Genomic DNA, 24,058 nt, shown 5'->3' with positions numbered 1-24,058 from the left:
TACCACGGGCCGTATAAAGGCTGCGCACCTCTCTTCGGTTCTTAGTTCGGAGGAACATCTACCATGATTCAGATGCAAACCATGCTGAACGTCGCCGACAACTCCGGCGCTCGCAAGATTCGCTGCATCAAGGTGCTTGGCGGTTCCAAGCGTCGTTATGCAGGCATCGGCGATGTGTTCATCGGTGCTGTCCAGGAGGCTACCCCTGGCGCCAACGTCAAGAAGAAGGACGTTGTCCGTTGCGTCGTCGTTCGCACCGTTAAGGAGATCCGCCGCAAGGATGGCTCCTACATTCGCTTTGATGAGAACGCCTGCGTTGTCATCAACAACGATGGTTCGCCCGTCGGCACCCGTATCTTCGGGCCCGTCGCTCGCGAGCTTCGTGACAAGAAGTACATGAAGATCGTCTCGCTCGCTCCCGAGACCCTGTAGTTAGGGGAGATATATGTATATCAAGAAGGGCGATAAGGTCCAGGTTCTCTCTGGTAAGGATCGCGGCAAGCAGGGCGTTGTCCTGCGTGCTCTCCCCGCCGAGAACAAGGTCGTTGTCGAGGGCGTTTCGGTCGTCAAGAAGGCCGTCAAGCCCAACGCTGCCAACCAGCAGGGCGGCATCGTTTCGCAGGAGGCTCCCATCGACGCCTCCAACGTCAATCTCGTTTGCCCCGAGTGCGGTAAGGTTACCCGCGTCGGTCACGAGAAGGACGGCAAGAACAAGCTGCGCGTCTGCAAGAAGTGCGGCCACAAGTTCTAAGCTGCCCGCAACAGTTAAGTTGCTAGCAAAGGCCCGGATGCCACGGCACCCGGGCCTTTTTTCTATCCCTACTCATTGGGTACTCATTGGGGACAGCCTTAAATGAGTGGTTGCGCGCGCGAAAGGCTGGCGTGACAGTCGGTCAGCTCGTGCGTTGTTGCGAACTCGGTGAGGCAACGGTTAAAAGGGCAACTGCTGGCTGGCGCGACGCCTCAAATGATCCGTTTTCCTCCGTCCCCAACGGATCATCACAGCTTTCCGCGTAAAAGATGATCCGTTTTCCTCCGTCCCCAGGGGATCAGGTGATGCGCATCTGTGCGTAGCTGCGTGCGTATGATTGCGTGAGTATACGTGTATATGCGCCGTTAACTCCTGAATTTTGACCATTTAGCGGTAATACACGCAGAAGCACGCACATACACGCGCATTTGTGCGAATATAGAGCTGTCAGAAATGAAAGACTTTTCACGATGTAGGAGGCACATATGGCAGATTCCAAGCAGGCTCCACTCGACTCCGCGGCAGCCGCAAAGGCAGCGTTCGCTTCGGTCCAGGGCAAGCCGTTCCCCGATGATATCTTTACGGCTCCCGAGCTTCGTTGGGCTGTGATTGGGTGCGGCGTTATCGCCAACCAGATGGCCCAGTCTCTCGCTCTTGCCGGTCGCAAGCTTGCGGGCGTCGCTAATCGCACGCTGTCAAAGGCTCAAGCTTTTGCCGAGCAGTATGGCATCGAGAAGGTCTATGAAACGGCCGAGGACCTCTATGCCGACCCTAACATCGACGCGATCTATATCACCACTCCGCATAACACGCATATCACCTACCTGCGCGCCGCCCTGTCAGCTGGCAAGCACGTGCTCTGCGAAAAGGCCATTACCCTCAACTCCGCCGAGCTCGACGAGGCACGTGCCATTGCCGACGAGCATAACGTGGTCCTTATGGACGCTACAACGGTGCTCCACATGCCCTTATATCAAGAGCTGCGCCGCCGCATGGATGCCGCTGAGTTTGGCCGCATGAACCTCGCTCAGCTCAACTTTGGCAGCTACAAGGAGTACGGCGATCTGACCAACCGTTTCTACAATCGCAACCTTGCTGGCGGTGCCATGCTCGACATTGGCGTCTATGCTCTGTCCGTTATGCGCCTCTTTATGGCAAGCCAGCCCGCTGAGGTCGTTTCGCTGGGCAACACCTGTGAGACCGGCGTTGACGTTGCGGGCGGCATCGTCTGCCGTAATGCCGAGCAGCAGCTGGGTGTTGTGAGTCTTACGCTTCACTCCAAGCAGCCCAAGCGCTCGGTCATCAGCTTTGACAAGTGCTATATCGAGGTCAACGAGTATCCGCGTGCCGATCACGCGACCATTGTGTGGACTGCGGACGGCCACCGCGAGGAGGTCCACGCCGGCACCGAGGCTTATGCCCTGTGCTACGAGATGGCCGACCTCGAGAAGGCGGTTGCCGGCGACGACTCCAAGCGCGAGCTGCTGGATTATGCTTATGATGTTATGGAGCTTATGACCAAGCTCCGCGCCGACTGGGGAGTCGTGTACCCCGAGGAGGAGTAAGCGATGCTTGCGGAAGATAGGCTCAACGCGATTGTGTCGATGGTGCAGCAGGCTGGCTCGGTTACTGTGCCAGAGCTTGCCGATACCCTGGGCGTGACGGCGTCTACCATTCGGCGCGACCTGCAGACGCTCGATCGAGCGCACCGCATCGCCAAGGTCCACGGCGGAGCGACGAGTCTTGAACGCGCGCACGTGACGCGCGACCTAACGCTCAATGAGCGCAGCGACCTCCATAACGACGACAAGGAGCGTATCTGCGCCCGTGCGGCGGCGCTTGTGGAGCCCGAGAGCTTTGTATACATCGACTCGGGCTCGACGACGCTCAAGCTCATCGAGCATCTTCCACACCTTGAAGGTGTCACCTACGTGACCGACTCCGTGCTCCATGCTCAGCACCTTGCTTTGCGCGGCATGCGCACCGTGGTGTTGGGTGGCGAGCTCAAGCCCGAGACCGAGGCGCTCGTTGGCCCCGATGCCTTGGCAACCCTAGACCACTACAACTTCAACTGTGGCTTTTGGGGTTCTAACGGCATTGCTGCCGAGCAGGGCTTCACGGCGCCAGATATCGAGGAGGCGCAAGTAAAGCGCATCTCGATGCGCCATACGGCCAAGCGCTTCGTAATCTCGGACGCCAGCAAATTTGGCATGGTGGCGCCCGTCAAGTTTGCGGACTTCCGCGACGCAACGATTATTACCGCAGGCGAGGTCCCCGCCAAGTACCGGGCAATGGACAACGTCATCACGGTCTAGCAAGCAGAGGCAGGTTAAGGCCAAAACCACCGCAAAGGTGCCTGTCCCCATTGTGGTGGTTAGTAACGAAAACCGAGTAGTTTTCCCATTAGAAAAGCGGCAACGTCCATCACGGGCGTTGCCGATTTCGTTGTCTGCCGGCTTGTCTAAGTCTGTAACAACTGGACCGTTAAAAGTAGGCTAGGTGTTACAGATTGAGATACTTCCGAACCGCGCCGTCCCTTTGTCTCAATCTGTAACATCTGGGACGGATTTTGCCGAGTTATTGTTACAGATTGAGATTTTCCCTTGAGGGGGATTTGAGTGTCTCGATCTGTAACAGATAGACCGGAAAATGGGTTCTAACTGTTACAGATCGAGACGTTTTGGGACCGCGGCTAAGCCATTGCGTCAAAACCACCACAAAGGTGCCTGTCCCCATTGTGGTGGTTTAAGGCTCCCAGGGGCAGGGGGCTTCGATGTGGATGTGCTCGCCGGTAACGGGATGCGTAAAGGACACGCTGTGGGCGTGGAGCATCAATCCACAGGGGCGAGCAGTGCCGTACAGGTCGTCGCCGACCAGGGGGTGATGCTCACTGGCCAGGTGGACGCGAATCTGATGCTTGCGGCCGGTGAGCAGCTCGACATCGATATACGAACGCGTGGGCAGACCTCGGCGGCTCTTAAGGCGCTTGAGCACCTTCACGCGCGTCTGCGACGGCTTGCCGCTGGCGCCGACGCGCATCTTGCGGCTGTCGTGGCGGTCGCGGGCGATGGGCTTGTCGATGAGCTTCTCGTTCCAGTCGATCTTGCCCTCGGCCAGCGCCAGATAGTGCTTTTCGAAGGCGTGGTCGTTCACCATCTGGTCAAAGGCGGGCTGCGTCTGCTTGTCGAGCGAGAACAGCACCACGCCGGTGGTGTTGCGGTCCAGGCGGTTGAGCGGCTGCATGTCGGTCGCGGCAAAGCCGTCGCCCATCGCCAGCAAAAGGTCGCTGGCGTAGTCGGTAAGTGTGCGCTCAGCGGTGCCGTCGCCGTGGACGATCATGCCGGCGGGCTTATCGATGGCCATGAGCCAGGCGTCGCAGTAGAGGACTTGAGGTTCTTCGTTCACGTGTAAGCCTTTCGGTTAGCTAATTCCCACAAACATGCAGCCCGAGGTGGCGCCGCGCAGGCGGGCAGCGGGCTTGCGACCTGCCTGAGCTGCCTCAATGGCGCGGCGGACACGAGCAACGGCACGGCCAATCTCATCGGCTTCGAGCAGGGTTCCGTCAACCATAAGACGGCGCACGCCGGCATCGAGCAGCTGCGGAACCTGCGGCGTGAGGTCGATAGGGTAGGCATCGTACAGGCGTGAGCGGCCGTGGATGTCGGTACGCACGGGCATGACCTTGCCGTCGATATTCTTGAGCGACAGCTTGCGGACGCGCAGGCGGCAGCTGGCACAATCGTGGATACAACCGTTGGCCACCTGCAGGATGCAGTGCTCGCTCGTCATAACGCGCGGGCGGCCGAACACGGTGATGCCCAGGGCTGCGGGCGCGGAGGTGCCAAGCGAGATAATCTCGTCGAGCGTGATCTCGGGCGAAAGCCAAAACGCGCCGGCTCCGCGCTCGGCAAGTGCCTCCATGCAAGGCGTGTTGTGCACGGGCAGGCAGGATCGGATCTCGGCCGTGGCGCCGGTCTGCGCGGCAGTAGCAAGCTCGGAGATATTGCCGACGGCGACAGTCGCTCCAGCCTGTATCCACGGGTCAACGCGGACGTGGTCAACGGCGCGGCAGACCTCGTCGAGCACGGGCACGATGCCCTGCTCAAGCGTATCGGCGGGGGAGAGCTCGGCCGCATCGAGCGCGTCGGTGGTCATGTAGATGCGCGTTGCACCCTCCGCGCGCGCTGCCTCGGCGGCCTCGAGCGAGGTGACGGTGGCGCAGATCTGCGGCTCATCGCGGTAGTGCTCAGGCGCGGGGCGGGAATCACTGGTTACAATCGCCGGCAGCTCGAGCGTGCGGACACGCTCCTCATACGGCGCCAGAATGGCCTCCTCCAGAGCCTTGCAGGCGGCGGTGCGCACCTTGTGCACAGCGGAGAAGCCCATGCCACAGCCCTCATCGAGTGCCACATCAAAGCTCGCGGCCTCAAAGGGCGAGGACCCCATGCGGCCCACATGCTCTACCAGATCGGAAGCCTCGACCGCGCGGGTCTTGGCGGCCTCGACGGTAAAGCCCGTGGCAGTGGCGGTGAGCGCGGGGTCGTCGCGGCAGCTGAGCGTAACGGTAAACGGCTCGCCCAGACGCGCCACAACGGACACGTCTACGGCGCGGCGGCGCAGCACGTCGCGCTTGAGCGCAGCCCCGGCGGCGTCGATAGCGCGCTGGCTTCGAATCACGCGCACACGGCAGCCCTCGGGCATGCTGCGAGGCACGCGGCAGTCGATGATGTCGCCCGCGGCGGCATCCTCGGCGGCGATGGTGGTCAGGAACTGGTCGAACTCATCGTCATGACGAAGCTCCAGCAGGTCGCCCTTGCCTACGGGTTCAAACAGCTCAATGCGGGCGATGGCGGCGCGGCGACGGCGGTCGTCGGGCTTGAGGCCGCGCACATCGCGGTTGGCCGGGCGGCTGCCCAGCACCGTGCCCACGATCTGGCCGCGGTTGTTGGAGCGCTCGTAGCTCATCATCTCGTCACCCGAGGTACCGTCTTGGTAGGCGTGCGTGAAGTCGCGGTTAAAGCAGCGCTTGAGCTGGCGCTGGCGGGCGGCCTCTTCATCCTTAGAGGTCGAAACATCGGCCAGCATGTCATTAATCTGATGGCGATACACGTCGACGATGGAGTGCACATAATCGGGGGCTTTCATGCGGCCCTCGAGCTTGAGCGATGCGGCGCCGGCGTCATACAGACGGCGAACAAGCTGCGACGTGTTGGTGTCACGTGGGCACAGCGCGCGCTCGCGACCGGCAGGGGAGAGCGAACGGCCGTTCTCGTCGATCAGCTCGTAAGGCAGGCGACAGGGCTGAGCGCACATGCCGCGGTTGGCCGAGCGTCCCGCCATGGCAAAGCTCGACAGCAGGCACAGGCCCGAGTAGCAAAAGCAGATGGCACCGTGGCTAAAGACCTCCAGGTCAACGTCAGGCGCGGCGTCGTGGATGGCGGCGATCTCGTCGATGGAGAGCTCGCGCGACAAGGTCACGCGGTCGGCGCCCTGCTCACGGCACCAGATAGTCCCGCGGTCATCGTGGATGTTCGCCTGGGTCGAGATATGCGTCTCGATGCCGGGCATGGTGCGCTTGACCTCAAAGAACAGGCCCCAGTCCTGGATAATGAAGGCGTCGGCGCCCAGCGTGGAGCAGCGATGGATGAGTTGCAGCGCATCGCCCATCTCGGACTGCTTGATGACGATGTTGACCGTGACGTAGACGCGCGAGCCGGCCAGGTGCGCGGCGCGGCAGGCCTGCTCAAAGGCCTCGTCGGTAAAGTTCGTTGCCTTGCGGCGGGCGTTGAAGCTGCCCATGCCGCAGTAGATGGCATCGGCGCCGGCAGCGAGTGCGGCGGCAAAGGGCTCGGGGCCTCCGGCGGGGGCCAAGAGCTCGGGTCTGCGGTTGGTGGTTCGACTGGCGGTTGCGGTCATATCCTGCCTTTCAAAAATGCTCAGATACTCAAAAGTATAGTGGCGCCGTCGCGATGGGCGATGCCCGCAGCCTAAGCAGGACAAAGTCTTCAGCAGCCTCTCGGGCAAAAATGATCCCTTTTCCTCCGTCCCCAAGGAATTAGGTGCTCCGAAGGGGACGGAAGAAAAGGGGTTAGTTTTTAGGCAGGTTGCCAGTCACGCCGTTCGTCGGCCCGTACGCGCCGTTGGGCGATAAAATATTATCGCAATCTGATAATTATCTTGCATCGGGCAAAATCATCCCCTACTATCCCAATCAAGCGCGGTGTTCAGACCGAACTGTGCCTCCCGGTGCGAACGCCGCGCTCACGCTCTCTATTTGATCGTAAGGAGAAAAACATGAGCAAGACCGTCGTGTCTTCCGATAACGCACCCGCAGCCATCGGCCCGTATTCCCCCGGTATCCAGACCGGCAACATGGTGTTTCTGTCCGGCCAGCTGGGCATTGACCCTGCGACCGGCAAGATGCCCGAGGGTGTCGAGGCTCAGGCCAAGCAGTCCCTCGCTAACGTCGAGGCCCTGCTGACCGCTGCCGGCGCCACGTTTGCCGATGTCGTCAAGACCACGGTCTACCTGGCCGACATCGCCGACTTCGCCGCCGTGAACGAGATCTACGCCTCCAAGTTCGAGGCTCCGTTCCCCGCGCGCAGCGCCTTCCAGGTTGCCGCCCTTCCGGCTGGCGGTCTGGTCGAGATCGAGGTCATCGCCGCCCTCTAAGGCGTTGACAACAACTAAACATGACATGCAAAAAGACCCTGCAGCGCGTGCGAGCTGCAGGGTCTTTTGTCAAGCGATGCGACAAAAATGATCCGTTTTCCTCCGTCCCCAAGGGATCAGTGGGTTAGCCCTCCTTGCGGACCTTTTGCAGATAGCGGTAGACGCTGGGCTCAGAGATTCCAAGCACGGCGGCAGCGCAGGCAACGGCGCCCTTGAGCATAAACACGCCGTTGCCGTTGAGATGGCGGATAACATCGACGCGGTCGGCCTGGCCGAGCGAGGCGACATCCTGCCCGCGGCTTTCGAGCAGCTCGGAAATACTGCGGTCGATGAGCTCCTGCGTGGACTCCGAAAGGCTTTCGACCTCGATGGGGGAGGGCTCGGTGCGTGCGGGAGCGGCGTCAAAGCAGGCCATAAGCTGCTGGGCCATGGCACTGATGTTGCGCACGGCCGAAAGATCGGTGTTGACGCAGAGCATGCCGACGATCTCGCCGTCCTCGCGAATGAAGTACGTCGCCGACTCCAGCGTCTTGCCACCGGCACCGCGGCCTTCGTAGCCCGTAATGAACGGCAGATCGCGATATTTACCATCGTGCATGATCTTGAGTGCCAGATCGGTGGCGGGACCGCCGACCTTACGGCCGCTCACGATGCCGTTGCGAATATCGACGATGGCGTGGTCGGGATCCGAGAAATCGTGCAGCACGATTTCGCTGTTTTTGCCGAGTATCTGCTCCAGGAAATCGACCATCGGCAAAAAGCGACGTACGATCTCGTTCACGGGCAACTCCTTTGGGTGAAATTGGAAATGTTCATAACAATTTATTCTCATGGTAACACGGTGTCTATTGACTCGCATATTCGCAGGTACATTGCGTAATACGGACGAGCGGTAGGAATTTGGCGGTAAACGGTCGACCAAAAGAAAAGTTAGATGTTATTTTGACCAGACACTTTCCTGACCTGTGGAAATGCATTGCCTCAGCTCAAGAATAGTCTGATAACAAAAAATTATTATTGAGAATGAGAATCATCTTTAATACGATATGCAACGAAGGCACAACCTCACCCCCGCACTGCGTCACAATAGAGCGTTAGATGCGAAACAACTACTTCGAGGATTGGTGGTCAAATGACCCAGGAGACGGTTACGAACGGCACTGAAGCCCTGTTCACTCGCGAAGGCATGCCGCCCGTTAAGGAAATGATCCCGTGTGCCCTTCAGCACGTACTGGCATCGTTTGCCGGCATTATTACCCCGGCGGTCATCATGGCCGGCGTCTACGGCTTTAATAGCCAGCAGAGCACCGACATCATTCAGGTTGCGCTTATTCTTTCGGCAATCGACACGGCCCTTCAGGCCTTCGCTCCCTTCCGTCGCATCGGCGGCGGCCTGCCCATCGTCATGGGCGTTTCGTTCGCGTTCCTGCCGGCCCTGCAGGCCATGGGCGCCTCGGGCTTTAGCTTTGGTGCGCTGCTGGGCGGCGAGATTGTCGGCGGTGCCGTCGCGGTCCTCTTTGGTTTGGCCTACAGCAAGATTAAGTGGCTGTTCCCGCCCGTCGTGACCGGTACGGTCATCTTCTCCATCGGCGTTTCGCTGTATCCCACGGCCGTCAAGTATATGGCTGGCGGCATGGGCACGCCGCTGTGGGGCACCCCGCAGGCCTGGTGCGTCGCTCTTATCACCTTCGCCGTGGTCTTTGCGCTCGCCAACTTTGGCAAGGGCACGCTCAAGCTGGGATCCGTGTTCTTTGGCATGATCGTTGGCATGATCGTTTCGATCCCCTTTGGCATGATCGACTTCTCCAGCGTTGCTACCGCTCAGGTCTTCGCCCTTCCCAAGCTCATGCCCTACGCGCTCGAGTTTGATCCCGAGGTCTGCATTACCCTCGCCGTCGTGTTCCCCATGGTTGCCATCCAGGTTATCGGTGACGTCTCCGCCGCCTGCCTGGGCTCTATCGACCGTATGCCCACCGAGCGCGAACTCTCCGGCGCTATCGTGTCCCAGGGCCTCACCTCTATGGTCGGCGGCCTGCTGGGCGGTCTTCCCACCAGCGCCCTTGGCCAGAACGTGGGCATCATCTGCTCCAACAAGGTCGTCAACAAGTGGGTCTTTGTGATCATCGCGGCCGTCTTTGCCATCGCCGGTCTGTTCCCGCAGCTCTCTGCCGTTCTTTCCGCTATCCCGCAGCCCGTCATCGGCGGCGCGACCGTCGGCGTCTTTGGCACCATCACCATGAACGGCGTGCGCATGTTCACCCGCGAGGGCCTCACGCAGCGCACTACCACCATCGTTGGTACCTCCGTCGTCTTTGGCCTGGGTATCTGGATGGCCAGCGGTTGCCTTGCCGGTGAGGGTATGCCCACCTGGGTGCCCACCGTCATCGGCTCCAATGCTGTAACCCCCACCGCCATCATGGCCATTGTCCTTAACCTGATTCTTCCGCAGACGCCGGTCGTGGCTCAGCACATCGATGCTGCCAAGGACGCTGCCGTGGATCTGGTCTTGCCCGAGAGCAAGAAGTAACCAATTCGGTGCTATTTGTCGGCGGACGCATCGCCTCGTCCGCCGACGTCATGCGGCGCCAAGCCGCACTTCAAAGGGTTTGTCCCTTTGGTGAAGCGTTGACGGGAGAGGGCCCGTTTCCGGTGTAGGCCGGCGCTTCGCACTCCGCCATGTCAGAGGTGTCAAACCCCGCCTCTGATGTTGAAGGGAGCATCCATGCTTCTGGTCGCTAACGGTTCCGTCTTTACCCGCAACGCTCAGACCCCGTTCATTCCAAACGGTGCGGTCGCCATTGACGGAGATACGATCGTCGAAGTGGGCCCCGAGTGCGAGCTCAAGGCCAAGTACCCGGATGCCGAGTACGTCGACGCCCAGGGCAACCTCATCATGCCCGGACTCATCAACTGCCACACCCACATCTACTCGGGTCTGGCCCGCGGCCTTGCCATCAAGGGCTGCAACCCCACCAACTTCCTGGAGAATCTTGAGCAGCAGTGGTGGAAGATCGACGACAACCTGACGCTCGACGGCACCAAGGCCAGCGCCTATGCCACGATTCTTGACTCCATCCGCGATGGCGTCACCACGATCTTCGATCACCATGCGAGCTTCTGCGAGATCCCGGGAAGCCTCTTTACCATTAAGGATGCCGCGCAGGAGCTGGGCATGCGTTCGTGCCTGTGCTACGAGGTCTCCGATCGTCGCGGCCAGGAAAAATGCGACCAGGCCATTGCCGAGAACGCCGAGTTTGCCCAGTGGGCCGCCAAGGAGCGTCGCGATAACGATAACCACATGATCGCCGCCATGTTTGGCGGTCACGCCACCTTTACGCTGTCGGACGAGACCATGGACAAGATGGCCGAGGCCAACAACGGCCTGACCGGCTTCCACATCCATGTGTGCGAGGGCATGAACGACGTGTGGGACTCCCGCCTCAACCGCGGCGGCATCAGCCCCGTCGAGCGCCTACTGCAGCACAACCTGCTGGGTCCCGACACCATGCTCGGCCACTGCATCCACGTGACGCCCGCCGAGATGGATATCGTCAAGGAGTCCGGCACCTGGCTCGTCAACAACCCCGAATCCAATATGGGCAACGCCGTGGGCTGCGCCCCCGTGCTCGAGTTCTTCCGTCGCGGCATCCCCGTGTGCATGGGCACCGACGCCTACACCCACGATATGCTCGAGAGCCTCAAGGTCTTCCTGATCATTCAGCGCCACAACGCCGCCATGCCCAACGTGGGCTGGTGCGAGGCCATGACCATGCTGTTCGAGAATAACGCCAAGATGGCCAGCAAGTACTTCGATCGCAAGCTCGGTGTGCTTGAGCCCGGCGCTGCCGCCGACGTCATCGTTATGGACTACAAGCCCTTTACGCCGCTGAGCGAGGAGAACATCGACGGCCACATGCTCTTTGGCATGATGGGCAAAAACTGCCGTACCACCATCATCAACGGCCGCGTCCTGTACAAGGATCGCGAGTTTGTCGGTATCGATGAGGACAAGATCAACGCGTGGACCATGGCTGAGTCCAAGAAGCTCTGGAGCGCGCTTAACGATCGCGTGTACTAATTCCAATTGGAGATTCGCGCGCGTCGTATGTTTCGCCGCATCCGACGCGCGTATAGGCGGCCTCCGCGGGGTCGCCGGCGCTGTGCTAGCGCTACACCGTATTTGCGCCCGCCGCGCGGTCTCGCCGGGCGTTACAGAGAGGAGCTCATTATGAGCGACATCATGAGGCCGATCCCGTTTTCGCAGCTGATGAACTGGATCATCGAGGAGCACAAGACTCGGGGCGCCATCTTTGGCGTGCGCAAGATGGTCACGGCCAACCAGGAGGGCGCGCTTCCCATTTTTGACGAGCGCATCGAGACCCCGTTTGGCCCGGCCGCCGGCCCCAACACGCAGCTTGCCCAGAACATCGTGGCATCCTACGTGGCCGGTTCACGCTTCTTTGAGCTCAAGACCGTTCAGGTGATGGACGGCGAGGAACTCTCCAAGTGTGTGAACAAACCCTGCATCGTGGCGCAGGACGAGTGCTACAACTGCGAGTGGTCGACCGAGCTCGAGGTTCCGCAGGCCTTTGCCGAGTACGTGAAGGCATGGTTTGCCTGCCACCTGATCGCTCGCGAGTACGGCCTGGGCAGCCCGGACGGCTTTGTCTTTAACATGTCCGTGGGCTATGACCTCGAGGGCATCAAGAGCCCCAAGGTCGACGCCTACATCGAGGGCATGAAGGACGCCAGCGGCTCCGAGGTTTGGAATGAGTGCCGCACGTGGGCGCTCGCCAACCTGGACAAGTTTGAGCATGTCGACGCCGCGTTTGTCGAGTCCATCCCGGCGCGCGTCTCCAACTCCATCACCGAGTCCACCCTGCACGGCTGCCCGCCGGCCGAGATCGAGCGCATCGCGACCTATCTGATCACCGAGAAGGGCCTCAACACCTACATCAAGTGCAACCCCACGCTGCTGGGCTATGAGTTTGCACGCCAGCGTCTGAACGAGCTGGGCTTTGACTACATCGTCTTCGATGACACGCACTTCCGCGAGGATTTGCAGTGGGCCGATGCCGTGCCTATGTTCGAGCGCCTGATTGCCCTGTGCGCCGAGCGCGGCCTGGAGTTTGGCGTCAAGCTGACCAACACCTTCCCCGTCGACGTGACGAGAAACGAGCTGCCCTCTACCGAGATGTACATGTCCGGCCGTTCGCTGTTCTCGCTGACCATCGAGGCCGCCCGCCGCATTACCGAGCAGTTTGACGGTAAGCTGCGCATCAGCTACTCCGGCGGTGCTACGGTCTACAACATCCGCGCCCTGTATGATGCCGGCATTTGGCCCGTCACCCTGGCGACCGACGTTCTCAAACCCGGTGGCTACGAGCGCTTTAGCCAGATGGCCGGCGAGTTTACCGACCTGGACGGCAAGCCGTTCGCGGGTGTCTCTCTCGAGGCCGTGACCGCGATCCAGACCGACTCGCTCACCAACCCGCTCTACAAGAAGCCGCTGCGCCCGCTGCCCGACCGCAAGGTCGCCGGCAAGAGCCCGCTTTCCGACTGCTTTACCACGCCGTGCCGCACGAGCTGCCCCATTCAGCAGGATATTCCCGCCTATCTGGCGGCTGTTGACGAGGGCCGCTACGAGGACGCGCTCAACATTATCATCGAGCGCAACGCCCTGCCGTTCATTACCGGCACCATCTGCCCGCATCCCTGCGGCCGTGCCTGCGAGCGTGCGTTCTACGAGCCCGAGGGCGCCCAGATTCGCGCCAGCAAGCTCAAGGCCGCCCGCGAGGCCATGACCGCCGTGCTGCCCAAGCTGCGTGCTCAGGCCATCGCCAACGACGGCGAGCGCAACGTTGCCGTTATCGGTGGCGGCCCGGCCGGCCTGGCGACGGCATTCTTCCTGACGCGTGCCGGCGCGCCCGTCACCATCTTCGAGGCCCGCGACTCTCTCGGCGGCGTGGTCCGTCACGTGATTCCCGAGTTCCGCATTGCGAGCGACGATATCTCCCACGACGCCGAGCTCTGCCTGGCCTTTGGCGCCAAGGTGCAGCTCAACGCTCGCGTGGAGTCCATTGACGAGCTCAAGGCCCAGGGCTTTACCGACGTGGTCGTGGCCACCGGTGCCTGGATGCCCGGCTCTGCGGGCCTGGGCGAGGGTGCCGAGCTCGATGTGCTGGAGTTCCTCGAGGCCGCCAAGAAGGGCGAGAAACTCGAGCTGGGTGAGGATGTCGTGGTCATTGGCGCCGGCAACACCGCCATGGACGCGGCCCGCGTGGCCAAGCGCCTTGCTGGCGTGAAGAACGTGCGCCTGGTGTATCGCCGCACCAAGAAGCAGATGCCCGCCGACGAGGAAGAGCTCGATCTTGCTCTTGCCGACGGCGTTGAGTTCTGCGAGCTGCTGGCGCCCAAGGCGCTCAACGGCTCCGTGCTGACCTGCGACGTTATGGAGCTCGGCGAGCCGGATGCAAGCGGCCGTCGCAGCCCCGTCGCCACGGGCGAGACCGTCGAGCTTTCCGCCACCACGGTGATCTGCGCCGTGGGCGAGGGCATCGATGCCAGCCTGTACGATGCCGCGGGCGTCGAGCACGACCGTCGCGGCCGTCTTGCCGCCACCTCCACCGGCGTCGAGGGCGTCTGGGCTGCAGGCGATTGCCGTCGCGGTCCGGCCACCGTGGTCGAGGCTATTGCCGACGCCGCCGAAGTCGCACGCGCCATCGCCGGCGTGGACTTTAACAAGTACGCCGACTGCAACGAGAAGGCCGGCCGCGAGGACACCTGCTACGAGCGCAAGGGGTCGCTGTGCCGCGACAAGCGCAACTGCACCAAGACCCGCTGCCTGGGCTGCGGCTCGGTGTGCGAGGTCTGCTGCGACGTGTGCCCCAACCGCGCCAACGTGGCAATTAAGGTGCCGGGCCTGGCCAAGCATCAGGTCGTCCATGTCGACGGCATGTGCAACGAGTGCGGCAACTGCGCCGTGTTCTGCCCTTACCAGGAGGGTCGTCCCTACAAGGACAAGCTCACCCTGTTCTGGAGCGAGCAGGACATGGAGAACTCCGAGAACGAGGGCTTCCTGGCCGTGGACGAGGACCACTTTAAGGTCCGCGTCGCCGGCACGGTCCGCACCGTCTCGGTCGATGCTGTCAACACCGGCCTTCCCGAGGCCGTCCGCCTGACCATCAGGGCCGTGCGCGACAACTATTCGTACCTTCTTAAGAAATAGGCGAGTCTCTTATGGCCAAATCCATTCAACATAACGTGGCCTACGTTGCCTGCGGAAGCGGTTGCGCCTCCGCAGGCGGCGACGCCCGCTGCAGCGAAGGCTGCATTGGCTGTGGCGCCTGCGTCACGGCCTGCCCCCACGGCGCCATTGCGCTGGTCGATGGCATCGCCCGCGTGGACCGCTCAAAGTGCACGGGCTGTGGCCTGTGCGGCATGGCATGCCCGCAGCGCGTGATTGCCTTCGTTCCCGGCTACCAGAACATCCTGGTGCGCTGCAACAACACCGATAAGGGCGCCATCGCCCGCAAGATCTGCGACACGAGCTGCATCGGTTGCGGCATGTGCGCCAAAAAGTGCCCTGCCGGCGCAATCCGCATCGAGGACAACTGCGCCCATATCGACGGCGCGGACTGCCTGTCGTGCGGCATGTGCGCCGTCGTCTGCCCGCATGGCGCCATCCACGACCGCACCGGCATCGCCGCCGGCGTGTAGAGGGGAATCACCATGGCACAGGAATTCACTTTTACCGTTAACGGCGTCGAGCGCACGACGACCCAAAATAAACCGCTGCTGCGCTACCTGCGCGACGACCTGCACATTCACTCTGCCAAGGACGGTTGCTCCGAGGGTGCGTGCGGCACCTGCACCATCCATGTGGACGGTGCAGCCGTCAAGGCGTGCGTGCTGACCACCGCTCTTGCCGCCGGTCGCAACATCGTGACCGTCGAGGGCCTGCCCGAGGACGTGCGCGAGGCCTTTGTGTACGCCTTTGGCGCCGTGGGCGCCGTGCAGTGCGGTTTTTGCATCCCCGGCATGGTCATGGCGGGTGCAGCACTCATCGCCGAGGACCCCGAGCCCACCGAGGAGCAGATCAAGTACGCCATCCGTGGCAATGTCTGCCGCTGCACCGGCTACAAAAAGATTATCGAGGGCATCTCGCTGGCCGCTGCGGTGCTTCGCGGCGAAAAGCAGATCGACGAGGACCTGGAGCGCGGCGACGACTACGGCGTGGGCAAGCGCGCCTTCCGTATCGACGTGCGCAAGAAGGTGCTCGGCGAGGGCAAGTATCCCGATGACATCGACGAGCTCGATCAGCCGGGTCTGACCTATGCCAGCGCCGTGCGCTCCAAGTACCCGCGCGCCCGTGTGCTCTCCATCGACACCTCCAAGGCCGAGGCCCTGCCCGGCGTGGTGGGCATCCTGCGCGCCGAGGACGTGCCGGTCAACCAGGTCGGCCACCTTATCCAGGACTGGGACGTCATGATCGCCCAGGGCGATATCACCCGCTGCGTGGGTGACGCCATCGTGCTGGTGGTTGCCGAGGACGAGGCGACGCTCGAGAAGGCCAAGAAGCTCGTAAAGATCGATTACGAGCCGCTGGAGCCCGTGCGCAACATCGCCGAGGCCAAGGCCGTCGACGCCCCGCGTCTGCATGACAGTTTCTTTGCCTTTGGCAACACGGTGGAGCTCAAGGACAACGTGTGCCAGAGCCGTCACGTGACTCGCGGTGACGCCGCCAAGGCGCTGGCGGAGAGCGCGTTTACCGTGACACAGCGCTTTACCACGCCCTTTACCGAGCATGCCTTCTTGGAGCCCGAGTGCGCCGTGGCCTTCCCGTACAAGAACGGCGTCAAGGTGCAGTCGACCGACCAGGGCGCCTACGACACGCGCAAAGAGTGCGCCCACATGTTTGGCTGGGATAGCGAGCCCGAGCGCGTGGTTGTAGAGACTATGCTCGTGGGTGGCGGCTTTGGCGGCAAGGAGGACGTGTCCATCCAGCACCTGGCTGCGCTCGCTGCATATAAGTTCCAACGTCCTGTGAAGTGCAAGCTCACGCGTGCCGAGTCGCTTGCGTTCCATCCCAAGCGCCATGCCATGGACGGCACCTTTACGCTGGGTTGCGACGCCGAGGGCAACTTTACCGGCCTGGATTGCGAGATCAACTTTGATACCGGCGCCTACACTTCGCTGTGCGGCCCGGTGCTCGAGCGCGCCTGCACGCATGCCGTCGGCCCCTACAAGTACCAGAACACCGACATTCGCGGCTTTGGCTACTACACCAATAACCCGCCCGCCGGTGCGTACCGCGGCTTTGGCGTCTGTCAGTCCGAGTTTGCACTCGAGAGCCTGATCGACTTGCTGGCAGAGAAGGTCGGCCTGGATCCGTGGGAGATTCGTTACAGAAACGCCATCGAGCCGGGCGAGGTTTTGCCCAACGGTCAGATTGCCGACTGCTCCACGGCGCTTAAAGAGACGCTGCTCGAGGTCAAGGATGCCTACTATGCGCATCCCGGACACGCCGGTATCGCCTGCGCCATGAAGAACGCCGGCGTGGGCGTGGGCCTGCCCGATGCCGGCCGCTGCAAGATCCGCATCGAGAACGGCGTGGCTGTGGTCTATGCCGCCACGTCCGACATCGGCCAGGGCTGTAACACGGTCTTTTTGCAGGACGTTGCCGAGGCATGTGGCCTGCCGCTTCGCTGCATCGCCAACGGCGAGTGCTCCACCGAGAACGCTCCCGACTCCGGCACCACGTCTGGCTCGCGTCAGACGGTCGTGACCGGCGAGGCCGTGCGCGGTGCCGCCTTCCTGCTGCGCGATGCCATGGTTGGCATCGAGGCCGGCAAGCCCGCACCCGACGCTCCCGTGAGCGCGCATGGCGACGGCGTCAAGATCGAGTACGACGACGGTCGCGCCTATCAGCTGCACACGCAGGAGCTCGTCGCTGGCCAGGGCATGCATCCTCAGGATCCCGCGGCCGCCATCAAGGCACTCGAGGGATGCGAGTTTGGCTACGTGTATCTGGAGCCGACCGACAAGCTGGGTGCCGACGTTCCCAACCCCAAGAGCCACATCTGCTACGGTTTTGCCACGCATGTGGTCATTCTGGATGATGACGGCCGCGTGAGCGAGGTCTATGCCGCGCACGATTCCGGCAAGGTGGTCAACCCCATCTCCATCCAGGGTCAGATCGAAGGCGGCGTGCTCATGGGTATGGGCTATGCGCTTACCGAGGATTGGCCGCTCAAGGACTGCGTACCCCAGGCCAGGTACGGCACGCTCGGGCTGTTCCGAGCGCCCGAGATTCCGGATATCCACGCCATCTACGTGGAGAAGGACGAGCTGTTGCCCGTGGCATACGGCGGCAAGGGCATTGGCGAGATCGCAACGATCCCCACGGCGCCCGCCGTGCAGAACGCCTACCGCGCGTTTGACGGTAAGCTGCGTCCAAATCTGCCCATGGTGGATACCCCGTACAGCCGCGCTCGTCACCGCGGGTAGGGTAGAGCGCAGACGGCATTGCTGATGGGCTGTTCGCGCACAACACCAACTGTATATGCTGCGCCTTTGGCCCCGGCTCCATCGCGAGCCGGGGCCTTTTGTTTGGAGCGGAAACTGTGTTCCGGATTCAAGCCTCAGAATGAGACGCGCTTTCCTTTTGAGCCTCTAGCGGAAAGCGCATCCCGGAATTTGGCTCCAGAGTGGGATGCACTTTCCGGTTGGAGCTTCAAACGGAAAGTGCATCCCGGAATCCGCGCCTGGAATGGGACGCACTTTCCGGAACAGCCCTCAACCGGAAACTGCGTCCCAGAATTTCGCTTCAGAGTGGGATGCCGTTTCCGGCTGAACCCTCTGGCGGAAAGTTCATCCCAGAATTGACGCTCGGAGTGGGACACAGTTTCCGGATGGAACCTCAGCGGAAATTGCGTCCCAGTTTGAGCGTCTATTCCGGGATGCAGTTTCCGCTGGGCGCTTCAGCCGGAAAGCGTGTCCCGTTCTGGGCCTTGATTCCGGGACACGGTTTCCGCTAGGTATGCCATATGGAAGGCGCATCCCATTCTGAGCACTCAATCTGAGATATGGTTTCCGCGGTGCCGCCAACTGGAAAGTGTGCCCCAGTTTGATGGGCAGGCGGGCATAAGCTCAACAGCTCCTACAGGTCCACCTCGTTGAGCCATGTCGGCAGCGCGGTCTGCCGGATGCCTGCCGTCTGCAGCTTTTTGGCGAGCACTCCTGCCGAGCGGACCTCGCTGATGGTAAAGCGCAGCAGAGGGTGACCGTAGAGCGATAGATGCGCCTCGCGCTGTCGTTCGGCAACGAGCGCCTCGGCGGTGGTGCGTCCGGCCAGCATAGTCTGGTCGGTATATTTGATGAGCCCGTCGAGTTCGCCCAGCGTGAGTTCCCGCGCCTGGCGCTCCCAGGCAAAGTCCGTTCGTATGGGCTTGGCCGAATCGAAGGGGTCCGTCAGCTCGTATTGAAGCCAGTCGGGCGCAAAGCCCGTCTCGATCATGATGGCTCGGGCGACCGATTCCCCGCCGCTCTCGGCGCGGGCGTCGGCATATCGAAGCGTTGTGAGGGCGGTGCGAATCGCGCGACCATTGCGGGCAGTCGCTCGTTGCTCAACGGCCTCCGTCAGCTGTTCCGGCGCAAGGCCGAGCTTTGAGATCGCCGAATCGGCAATGGGCATGCCGTCGGCAAAACCAGTTTGCAGCAGGCAATCTGTGGCCGTTTGGATGGGCGGCGTTACCGATATGCCGGCTCTGCGTATTGCTCCGGCCGGCTCAATCTGGTGCCGCTGAATATGCGCGCCCGGGCGAGCCGACGGCTTGGTGGCGCTGCAGACATGCACGACATTCAGGTGTCGCCACGAGACCTCGAGCCCCAGCAGGCAGGCAGCCGAAAACGAGCAGAACGTCCAATCGGGGTGGATGATCGCAAGGGCGCGAATAGTCTCGCAATGACGCTGCGCCCGGTTGAGCTCATCCCAGCGCATTTTGTGCGCGAACAGTCCCGGCATGGGGGAGACAACCATGTCGCCGATGCGCCGAAGGAGCGCTTTGCGGATCGCCGCACTTGGGGGAATAAGGCATCGTCCCTCCTGCTCGGCTTGGCTCAACAGCTGGTCGATGGTTTGGTCGTTGCAATGCGCCATGGGCTACCGCCTCCTTTTTGGGGTTGCAAAAACGTATCAGCCGGAACTTGCCGCTCAACTGACCAAAAGCTGACCAAAATCTAACCATGCAGGCAGATGACCTGCTTTTGGCGATATATTTCTTGTTTGAATCGGTGGGCGGTAATTGGCGACCGTGAACGGTAACTGGATATGAAGTCTTGGTAAGTTTCGGGACGTGTACTTTTTGAAAAAGAGCATTCTATCTGCTGTTTTGTGTTTCTGGATCGCATATTTGAAGGTATGTGATAAGGGCGGCGGATCGTCGTCTGTGTCGGCGGAAGCTGCGTCCCAGAATTCGGCCCCAGAATGGGATGCCGTTTCCGGATCGGCCCTCAGGCGGAAACTACGACCCGGAATTTGGCTCCAAAACGGGATACGCTTTCCCGGTGGCATCTCTAGCGGAAACTGCATCCCGGAATGAGCTCTCGGAACGGGGCACGCTTTCCCATCGGGGCTTCAAACGGAAACCGTGTCCCGGAATCGAGCCTCAGGGTGGGGCGCATTTTCCGGTAGAGGCCTGGGACGGAAGGCGTGTTCCAGAATCCGGCTATGCGGACGATGCCGCTCCTGGTAAGCTGGTCGCCAATATGGAACTTTTCAATTCGTATGTGCGTGGGGGAATTGAAGAGATGTATGAGCAGTTCATAGACGGTCACGGTGTAACGGCAGACGAGTACCTCGATCGCGCCATGGATGTCATGGAGACTTTTAAAGACGAGCTTGATGATGTTGATTTTTCAGATAAATTAGAGTCTCTTATGCAAGGATAGATGCGTTGAATGACGGCGCCGTAACGCTTGAAGATGAATATCAATGGTTTGATCAATTGGCTGTTCTGCCAATCGACGCTGCCGCCGTGCGGTTTTTTTCAAACTTAGGATATCTGGACGAGGGCAAAGAAGTTGATATAGCCGCTTGTTCGTCTGACAGACTTGTGTATTCACTTTTGCCCGAGGATAAACTTCTTTCTGATGAGGACAGGCGCGCGCTAGGCAGGATTGATAAGTGTGCGAAGATCGCCGCTTTCTATAGCTCTGATTACGAAGAGCCGTCTACTGACATTGATATCTACGCTGTTGATCTAAAAGATGCAGGCAGTATGCGTAGTGAGGCGGCTTACGGCATTCATGCGGTTTTTTCAAAATTTAACGATAATCCTAGTATCGTCTTTTTTCGTAGCGAAAAATCCGTTTTGCTCTCGTTTCTCCAAACAACGGGCGAGGGCTCTGTAGCCATCTATCTTTCGGATTGGCTTACGTTTGACACAGTTGATATTGGGCAGCTCGAAAGAATTCATATTGGATCATGCTCACTTCTGAGCTCGATCGACTTGTTCGATTCTCTAGAATTCGAAGCTATAAGGGACTACTATAAATATCCGCTATCGCGCTATATTGCAGCCTATGAGGTTGTCTTTCCTTCTGTTAACTATTCTTCCATGGTCGACCTTTCGGCATTTACCCGCGAGGATCGAAACGAAGCGATTGAGGCGGTGCTCAACACTTATGCCACTCGATATGGTGATGACTATATTGATGGCTCGCTTAAGGAAATCGACCAGGAAGATTGCGTCGATCTCGACGATCTCGAGTGGGAGGCGCAAAGTCTCGGGCTAGATGACGATGAGGGCTTCAGCTCATTAGACGATGTGAGCGCCAAAAAGAGCCTAACTTCTATATTGACCCCTCCATCTGACGTGATGGGCGATCCGATTGCCCTTCTGGATTGGCTCGAGGGCAACGCGGGCGGAAGTAATGGACGGGACTCTGAGGAGGTTTCAGCTCTTCATGCTGTTCCTGTTGGCAAAGCCCCTCCTCCGGTTGGAAGCCATCTCAGACATGCCGGCCTTGGAGAAGGCGTTGTAACTTGTGTTAATCGGTCTCCGCATGGTGAGGCGGGCTTATATATAAGCGCCGAGTTTGGAGGTACGTCAAGGTCATTTGCATTTCCTCGTGCATTCGAAAGTGGAGTTGTTGAACTCTTGGGCTGACTTTTTCCTTTAGCGACATTGATTATGTGGATGAAGAAGTCTCTTATGGGACCATCGCCGTAATGATTGGAGTCCAGACAATCTGACTTATCGAAATGAGAAGTTGTAAATTCAATGGTTGCGATTGGCTCCTATACAGGGCTCTGTTAAAGGCAAATCGAGTGTTTGATTCGCTTTTGGGGTGCTTACAAACGTTGTAACAGCCTGTTCAGTAGGCAGTGATCAAAAGGTTCTGCTGATCACGAATGAACCACGCTGGCGCTTGTGTGATTTGAGAAACGGCATGCAACGGCCGCACGTCACCATGGCACCGCCTGCGTTCGCCTGCACCTCCGCAATCCCGCGCGCGGCACTCAGCAGCTCATACTCCCTCTGGCTCCACTGACGCAGCTCGGTCGTGCGTACGGCGTCGCGGCACAGGTCCAGGAACACCTCGGCTCCCTCGCAGAAGCACTCACGGGCAAAGGTGCCAGATCCGTCCGCAACGCACACGCCGTCGGCGAAGAGCTTCCAGCTGGACGGCTCACGTGAGTCGTCTCCGAGCAGCTTGATCTGCAACACATGTGGATTGCCAGCAGCACAGAGCTCTTCCTCGAGCTTCTGTACCGTAAAGCGCATCTGGTGGGAGAGACTGCTCTTGACCATGGCCGAGGCATAGCCGCTCGGCTCGTCCAAAAGATGCATTCGTTTTGGCTTGGCTGCCAGGTTGTGGAAGTTACGCTCGCTGCGCACGGAGAAATTGTCCATACGGACTCCTTTCATCGATGTTGGCAGGGCCACCGTGCCTCTTGGCCGGTTGGCGTCGGGATCGTGGAGCCAACTCTCTACCCCGACTCTGGATAAAACGCGCCCGCTCCTTGCGGGCACGATGGAGTCTATCAGCACGTGCGGACAGAAATCAAGCGCCGCCTGCGAAATGGCGCGTGAGTGGCGCTTGATTTCGCCGGCCGCTGTTAGGCTTTAATTCGAAAAAGTGTCGAAATATCCTGTGTAAAAGTACGGAAAAGTGTCGTAATACACACTTTAAAACCTCGGAAAAGTGTCGAAATAAGCGCCTAACAACTACGGAAAAGTGTATCCTAGTGCTAAAACAGCATGTAATAAGGGGTGCGCTTATGCTACAGAGAAAAGCGAAAGCACAGTTTGAATCTTGGCTTACCTCGTCGCTTAACAAGGCTCTTTTGGTCAAGGGCGCCCGACAGGTAGGAAAGTCATATTTGGTCAACGTCTTTGCAAACGACTCGTTCGAAAATGTCGTGACGTTCGACCTTATCGCCGACGCGTCCGTGCGTGATTCGTTTTTGGCGGCGAAAAGTGCGGACGACCTGCTTATGCGCATGTCTATCGCTGCGACGCAGCCGATGGTTGCGAACAAGACCGTCGTGGTTATCGACGAGGTGCAGCGATGCCCCAACGTGGTGACGTTTATCAAATACCTGATCCAGCGCGGCGACTTTCGATACATCCTTACCGGATCGCTTCTTGGCGTTGAGCTCGAGGGCATCGATTCTCTGCCGGTGGGGTATGTCGAGCAGGTCCAGATGTACCCGCTCGACTTCGAGGAGTTTTGCTGGGCAAATGGCGTTGGTGCCAGCGTGTTTGACATGCTCAGGGGCTGTCTAAAGGATGAGGAGGAGCTCCCCGGCTACCTGTATGACCGCTTGCTCGATCTGTTCCATCAGTATGTGGTGGTGGGAGGCATGCCCGACGCGGTCAATTCCTTCTTGGCGACGCGCAATGTCGACGAGGTTCGAAACATCCACCGCGATCTTCACGCCCTGTATCGCGATGACATCGCAAAGTACGCTCCGCCCGAGCTACGCTTGGTTATTCGCGATATCTACGATTTGATTCCCAGCGAGGCTGGCTCCAAAAACAAGCGATTCAAGCTGTCGTCGATTAACGGCGTCAAACGTTTTTCGCAGGTGACAGATCATTTTCTCTGGTTGTCGGAGGCAGGCGTTGCGCTTCCCGTGTATAACGTAACGGCGCCCGTGGCACCCCTTTTATTGGGGGAGCAGCGAAATCTATTTAAGCTGTTTTACCTGGACACCGGAATGCTCATGTCGTCGTATTCCAAAAGGGTCGCTCAAGGCGTTTTTGATGGAGAGGCAGAAGACGCCTTTGGCATGAACATGGGGGCGGCGTTTGAGGGCTTTGTTGCCCAGGAGCTCAAAGCCCATGGATTCAGGTTGCGCTACTTTACGTCGAAAAAGGTCGGCGAGCTCGATTTTGTCGAGGAGACGCTCGATGGGGAGGTGCTTGCCATCGAGGTCAAATCGGGCAAGAGCTTTAAGTCCCACGCGGCGCTCGATAACGCACTGGCAACGAAGGGCTACGGAATCGATCGCGCCCTGGTATTTACGGAATGTAATCTTCACCGCGATGGCGACGTGCTGTATCTGCCCATCTTTATGGCAGGGCTTTTGGAGCCGTGACGTGCCGCCGGCTCTTCCGGCCCTCT

At 60.0% G+C, this 24,058-nt stretch carries 18 protein-coding genes and 1 riboswitch; of the genes, 13 read left to right on the top strand and 5 right to left on the bottom strand.

Annotated features, from left to right (window positions below; genetic code table 11):
* Nucleotides 1-63: 63 nt before the first annotated feature.
* The 4 genes from rplN (at nucleotide 64) to V2391_RS03810 (ending at nucleotide 3,066) form a co-directional block, all read left to right on the top strand.
* Nucleotides 64-432: a 50S ribosomal protein L14 gene (gene rplN, locus V2391_RS03825; protein ID WP_006235041.1), complete on the top strand. Its 369-nt coding sequence runs from the start codon at nucleotides 64-66 to the stop codon at nucleotides 430-432.
* Between the two features lie 13 nt (nucleotides 433-445).
* Nucleotides 446-751: a 50S ribosomal protein L24 gene (gene rplX, locus V2391_RS03820; RefSeq protein WP_006235043.1), complete on the top strand. Its 306-nt coding sequence runs from the start codon at nucleotides 446-448 to the stop codon at nucleotides 749-751.
* A 485-nt stretch (nucleotides 752-1,236) separates the two neighbouring features.
* Nucleotides 1,237-2,316: a Gfo/Idh/MocA family protein gene (locus V2391_RS03815; protein WP_271747282.1), complete on the top strand. Its 1,080-nt coding sequence runs from the start codon at nucleotides 1,237-1,239 to the stop codon at nucleotides 2,314-2,316.
* Nucleotides 2,317-2,319: 3 nt separating this feature from the next.
* A complete protein-coding gene (locus V2391_RS03810) occupies nucleotides 2,320-3,066 on the top strand; it encodes a DeoR/GlpR family DNA-binding transcription regulator (RefSeq protein WP_006235045.1) in 747 nt (248 codons plus the stop codon).
* A gap of 430 nt (nucleotides 3,067-3,496) precedes the next feature.
* On the opposite strand, the gene V2391_RS03805 is transcribed toward V2391_RS03810, so the two are convergent.
* Nucleotides 3,497-4,156: an RluA family pseudouridine synthase gene (locus V2391_RS03805; protein WP_329738318.1), complete on the bottom strand. Its 660-nt coding sequence runs from the start codon at nucleotides 4,154-4,156 to the stop codon at nucleotides 3,497-3,499.
* A gap of 15 nt (nucleotides 4,157-4,171) precedes the next feature.
* Nucleotides 4,172-6,667 carry a U32 family peptidase gene (locus tag V2391_RS03800; protein WP_329738317.1) on the bottom strand — a complete coding sequence of 832 codons (2,496 nt, stop codon included), beginning with the start codon at nucleotides 6,665-6,667 and terminating at the stop codon, nucleotides 4,172-4,174.
* Nucleotides 6,668-7,045: 378 nt separating this feature from the next.
* Here V2391_RS03800 and V2391_RS03795 point away from each other — a divergent pair, with 378 nt between their 5' ends.
* On the top strand, nucleotides 7,046-7,423 hold the full coding sequence (locus V2391_RS03795; protein WP_118345133.1) for a RidA family protein: 378 nt from the start codon (nucleotides 7,046-7,048) through the stop codon (nucleotides 7,421-7,423).
* A gap of 124 nt (nucleotides 7,424-7,547) precedes the next feature.
* On the opposite strand, the gene V2391_RS03790 is transcribed toward V2391_RS03795, so the two are convergent.
* Nucleotides 7,548-8,204 carry a helix-turn-helix transcriptional regulator gene (locus tag V2391_RS03790; RefSeq protein ID WP_329738316.1) on the bottom strand — a complete coding sequence of 219 codons (657 nt, stop codon included), beginning with the start codon at nucleotides 8,202-8,204 and terminating at the stop codon, nucleotides 7,548-7,550.
* Between the two features lie 351 nt (nucleotides 8,205-8,555).
* On the opposite strand from V2391_RS03790, the gene V2391_RS03785 reads away from it, so the two are divergent.
* From V2391_RS03785 to xdh, 5 genes are all read left to right on the top strand, one after another.
* Nucleotides 8,556-9,950: a uracil-xanthine permease family protein gene (locus tag V2391_RS03785; protein ID WP_006235052.1), complete on the top strand. Its 1,395-nt coding sequence runs from the start codon at nucleotides 8,556-8,558 to the stop codon at nucleotides 9,948-9,950.
* 195 nt (nucleotides 9,951-10,145) lie between these two features.
* A complete protein-coding gene (ssnA, locus tag V2391_RS03780; protein ID WP_329738315.1) occupies nucleotides 10,146-11,501 on the top strand; it encodes a putative aminohydrolase SsnA in 1,356 nt (451 codons plus the stop codon).
* A 150-nt stretch (nucleotides 11,502-11,651) separates the two neighbouring features.
* Nucleotides 11,652-14,651 (top strand): putative selenate reductase subunit YgfK, encoded by a 3,000-nt coding sequence (gene ygfK / locus V2391_RS03775; protein WP_329738314.1) that lies wholly within the window; start codon nucleotides 11,652-11,654, stop codon nucleotides 14,649-14,651.
* Between the two features lie 11 nt (nucleotides 14,652-14,662).
* On the top strand, nucleotides 14,663-15,142 hold the full coding sequence (locus V2391_RS03770; RefSeq protein WP_055252516.1) for a 4Fe-4S binding protein: 480 nt from the start codon (nucleotides 14,663-14,665) through the stop codon (nucleotides 15,140-15,142).
* Nucleotides 15,143-15,154: 12 nt separating this feature from the next.
* The gene (xdh, locus tag V2391_RS03765) at nucleotides 15,155-17,932 is read left to right on the top strand and encodes a selenium-dependent xanthine dehydrogenase (protein WP_329738313.1); all 2,778 of its coding nucleotides are present in this window, start codon (nucleotides 15,155-15,157) and stop codon (nucleotides 17,930-17,932) included.
* 652 nt (nucleotides 17,933-18,584) lie between these two features.
* On the opposite strand, the gene V2391_RS03760 is transcribed toward xdh, so the two are convergent.
* The gene (locus V2391_RS03760) at nucleotides 18,585-19,583 is read right to left on the bottom strand and encodes a hypothetical protein (protein ID WP_329738312.1); all 999 of its coding nucleotides are present in this window, start codon (nucleotides 19,581-19,583) and stop codon (nucleotides 18,585-18,587) included.
* 608 nt (nucleotides 19,584-20,191) lie between these two features.
* Between V2391_RS03760 and V2391_RS03755 the strand changes: the two genes are divergently transcribed.
* Both V2391_RS03755 and V2391_RS03750 read left to right on the top strand, forming a co-directional pair.
* Nucleotides 20,192-20,374 carry a hypothetical protein gene (locus tag V2391_RS03755; RefSeq protein WP_329738311.1) on the top strand — a complete coding sequence of 61 codons (183 nt, stop codon included), beginning with the start codon at nucleotides 20,192-20,194 and terminating at the stop codon, nucleotides 20,372-20,374.
* A 5-nt stretch (nucleotides 20,375-20,379) separates the two neighbouring features.
* Nucleotides 20,380-21,594: a hypothetical protein gene (locus V2391_RS03750; RefSeq protein WP_329738310.1), complete on the top strand. Its 1,215-nt coding sequence runs from the start codon at nucleotides 20,380-20,382 to the stop codon at nucleotides 21,592-21,594.
* A 222-nt stretch (nucleotides 21,595-21,816) separates the two neighbouring features.
* Here the strand turns inward: V2391_RS03750 and V2391_RS03745 are convergent, their stop codons facing one another.
* On the bottom strand, nucleotides 21,817-22,341 hold the full coding sequence (locus V2391_RS03745) for a hypothetical protein (protein ID WP_329738309.1): 525 nt from the start codon (nucleotides 22,339-22,341) through the stop codon (nucleotides 21,817-21,819).
* A gap of 8 nt (nucleotides 22,342-22,349) precedes the next feature.
* A riboswitch (SAM riboswitch) is annotated at nucleotides 22,350-22,440 on the bottom strand.
* A 269-nt stretch (nucleotides 22,441-22,709) separates the two neighbouring features.
* On the opposite strand from V2391_RS03745, the gene V2391_RS03740 reads away from it, so the two are divergent.
* Entirely contained in the window at nucleotides 22,710-24,032 is a 1,323-nt protein-coding gene (locus tag V2391_RS03740; protein WP_329738308.1) for an ATP-binding protein, read from the top strand.
* Nucleotides 24,033-24,058: the final 26 nt, after the last annotated feature.

Source organism: Collinsella sp. CM84Y_54, from assembly GCF_036317945.1.
GTDB lineage: Bacteria > Actinomycetota > Coriobacteriia > Coriobacteriales > Coriobacteriaceae > Collinsella.
The sequence above is the reverse complement of the archived record's forward strand: the minus strand, read 5'-3'. Positions and strand labels throughout refer to the sequence as shown.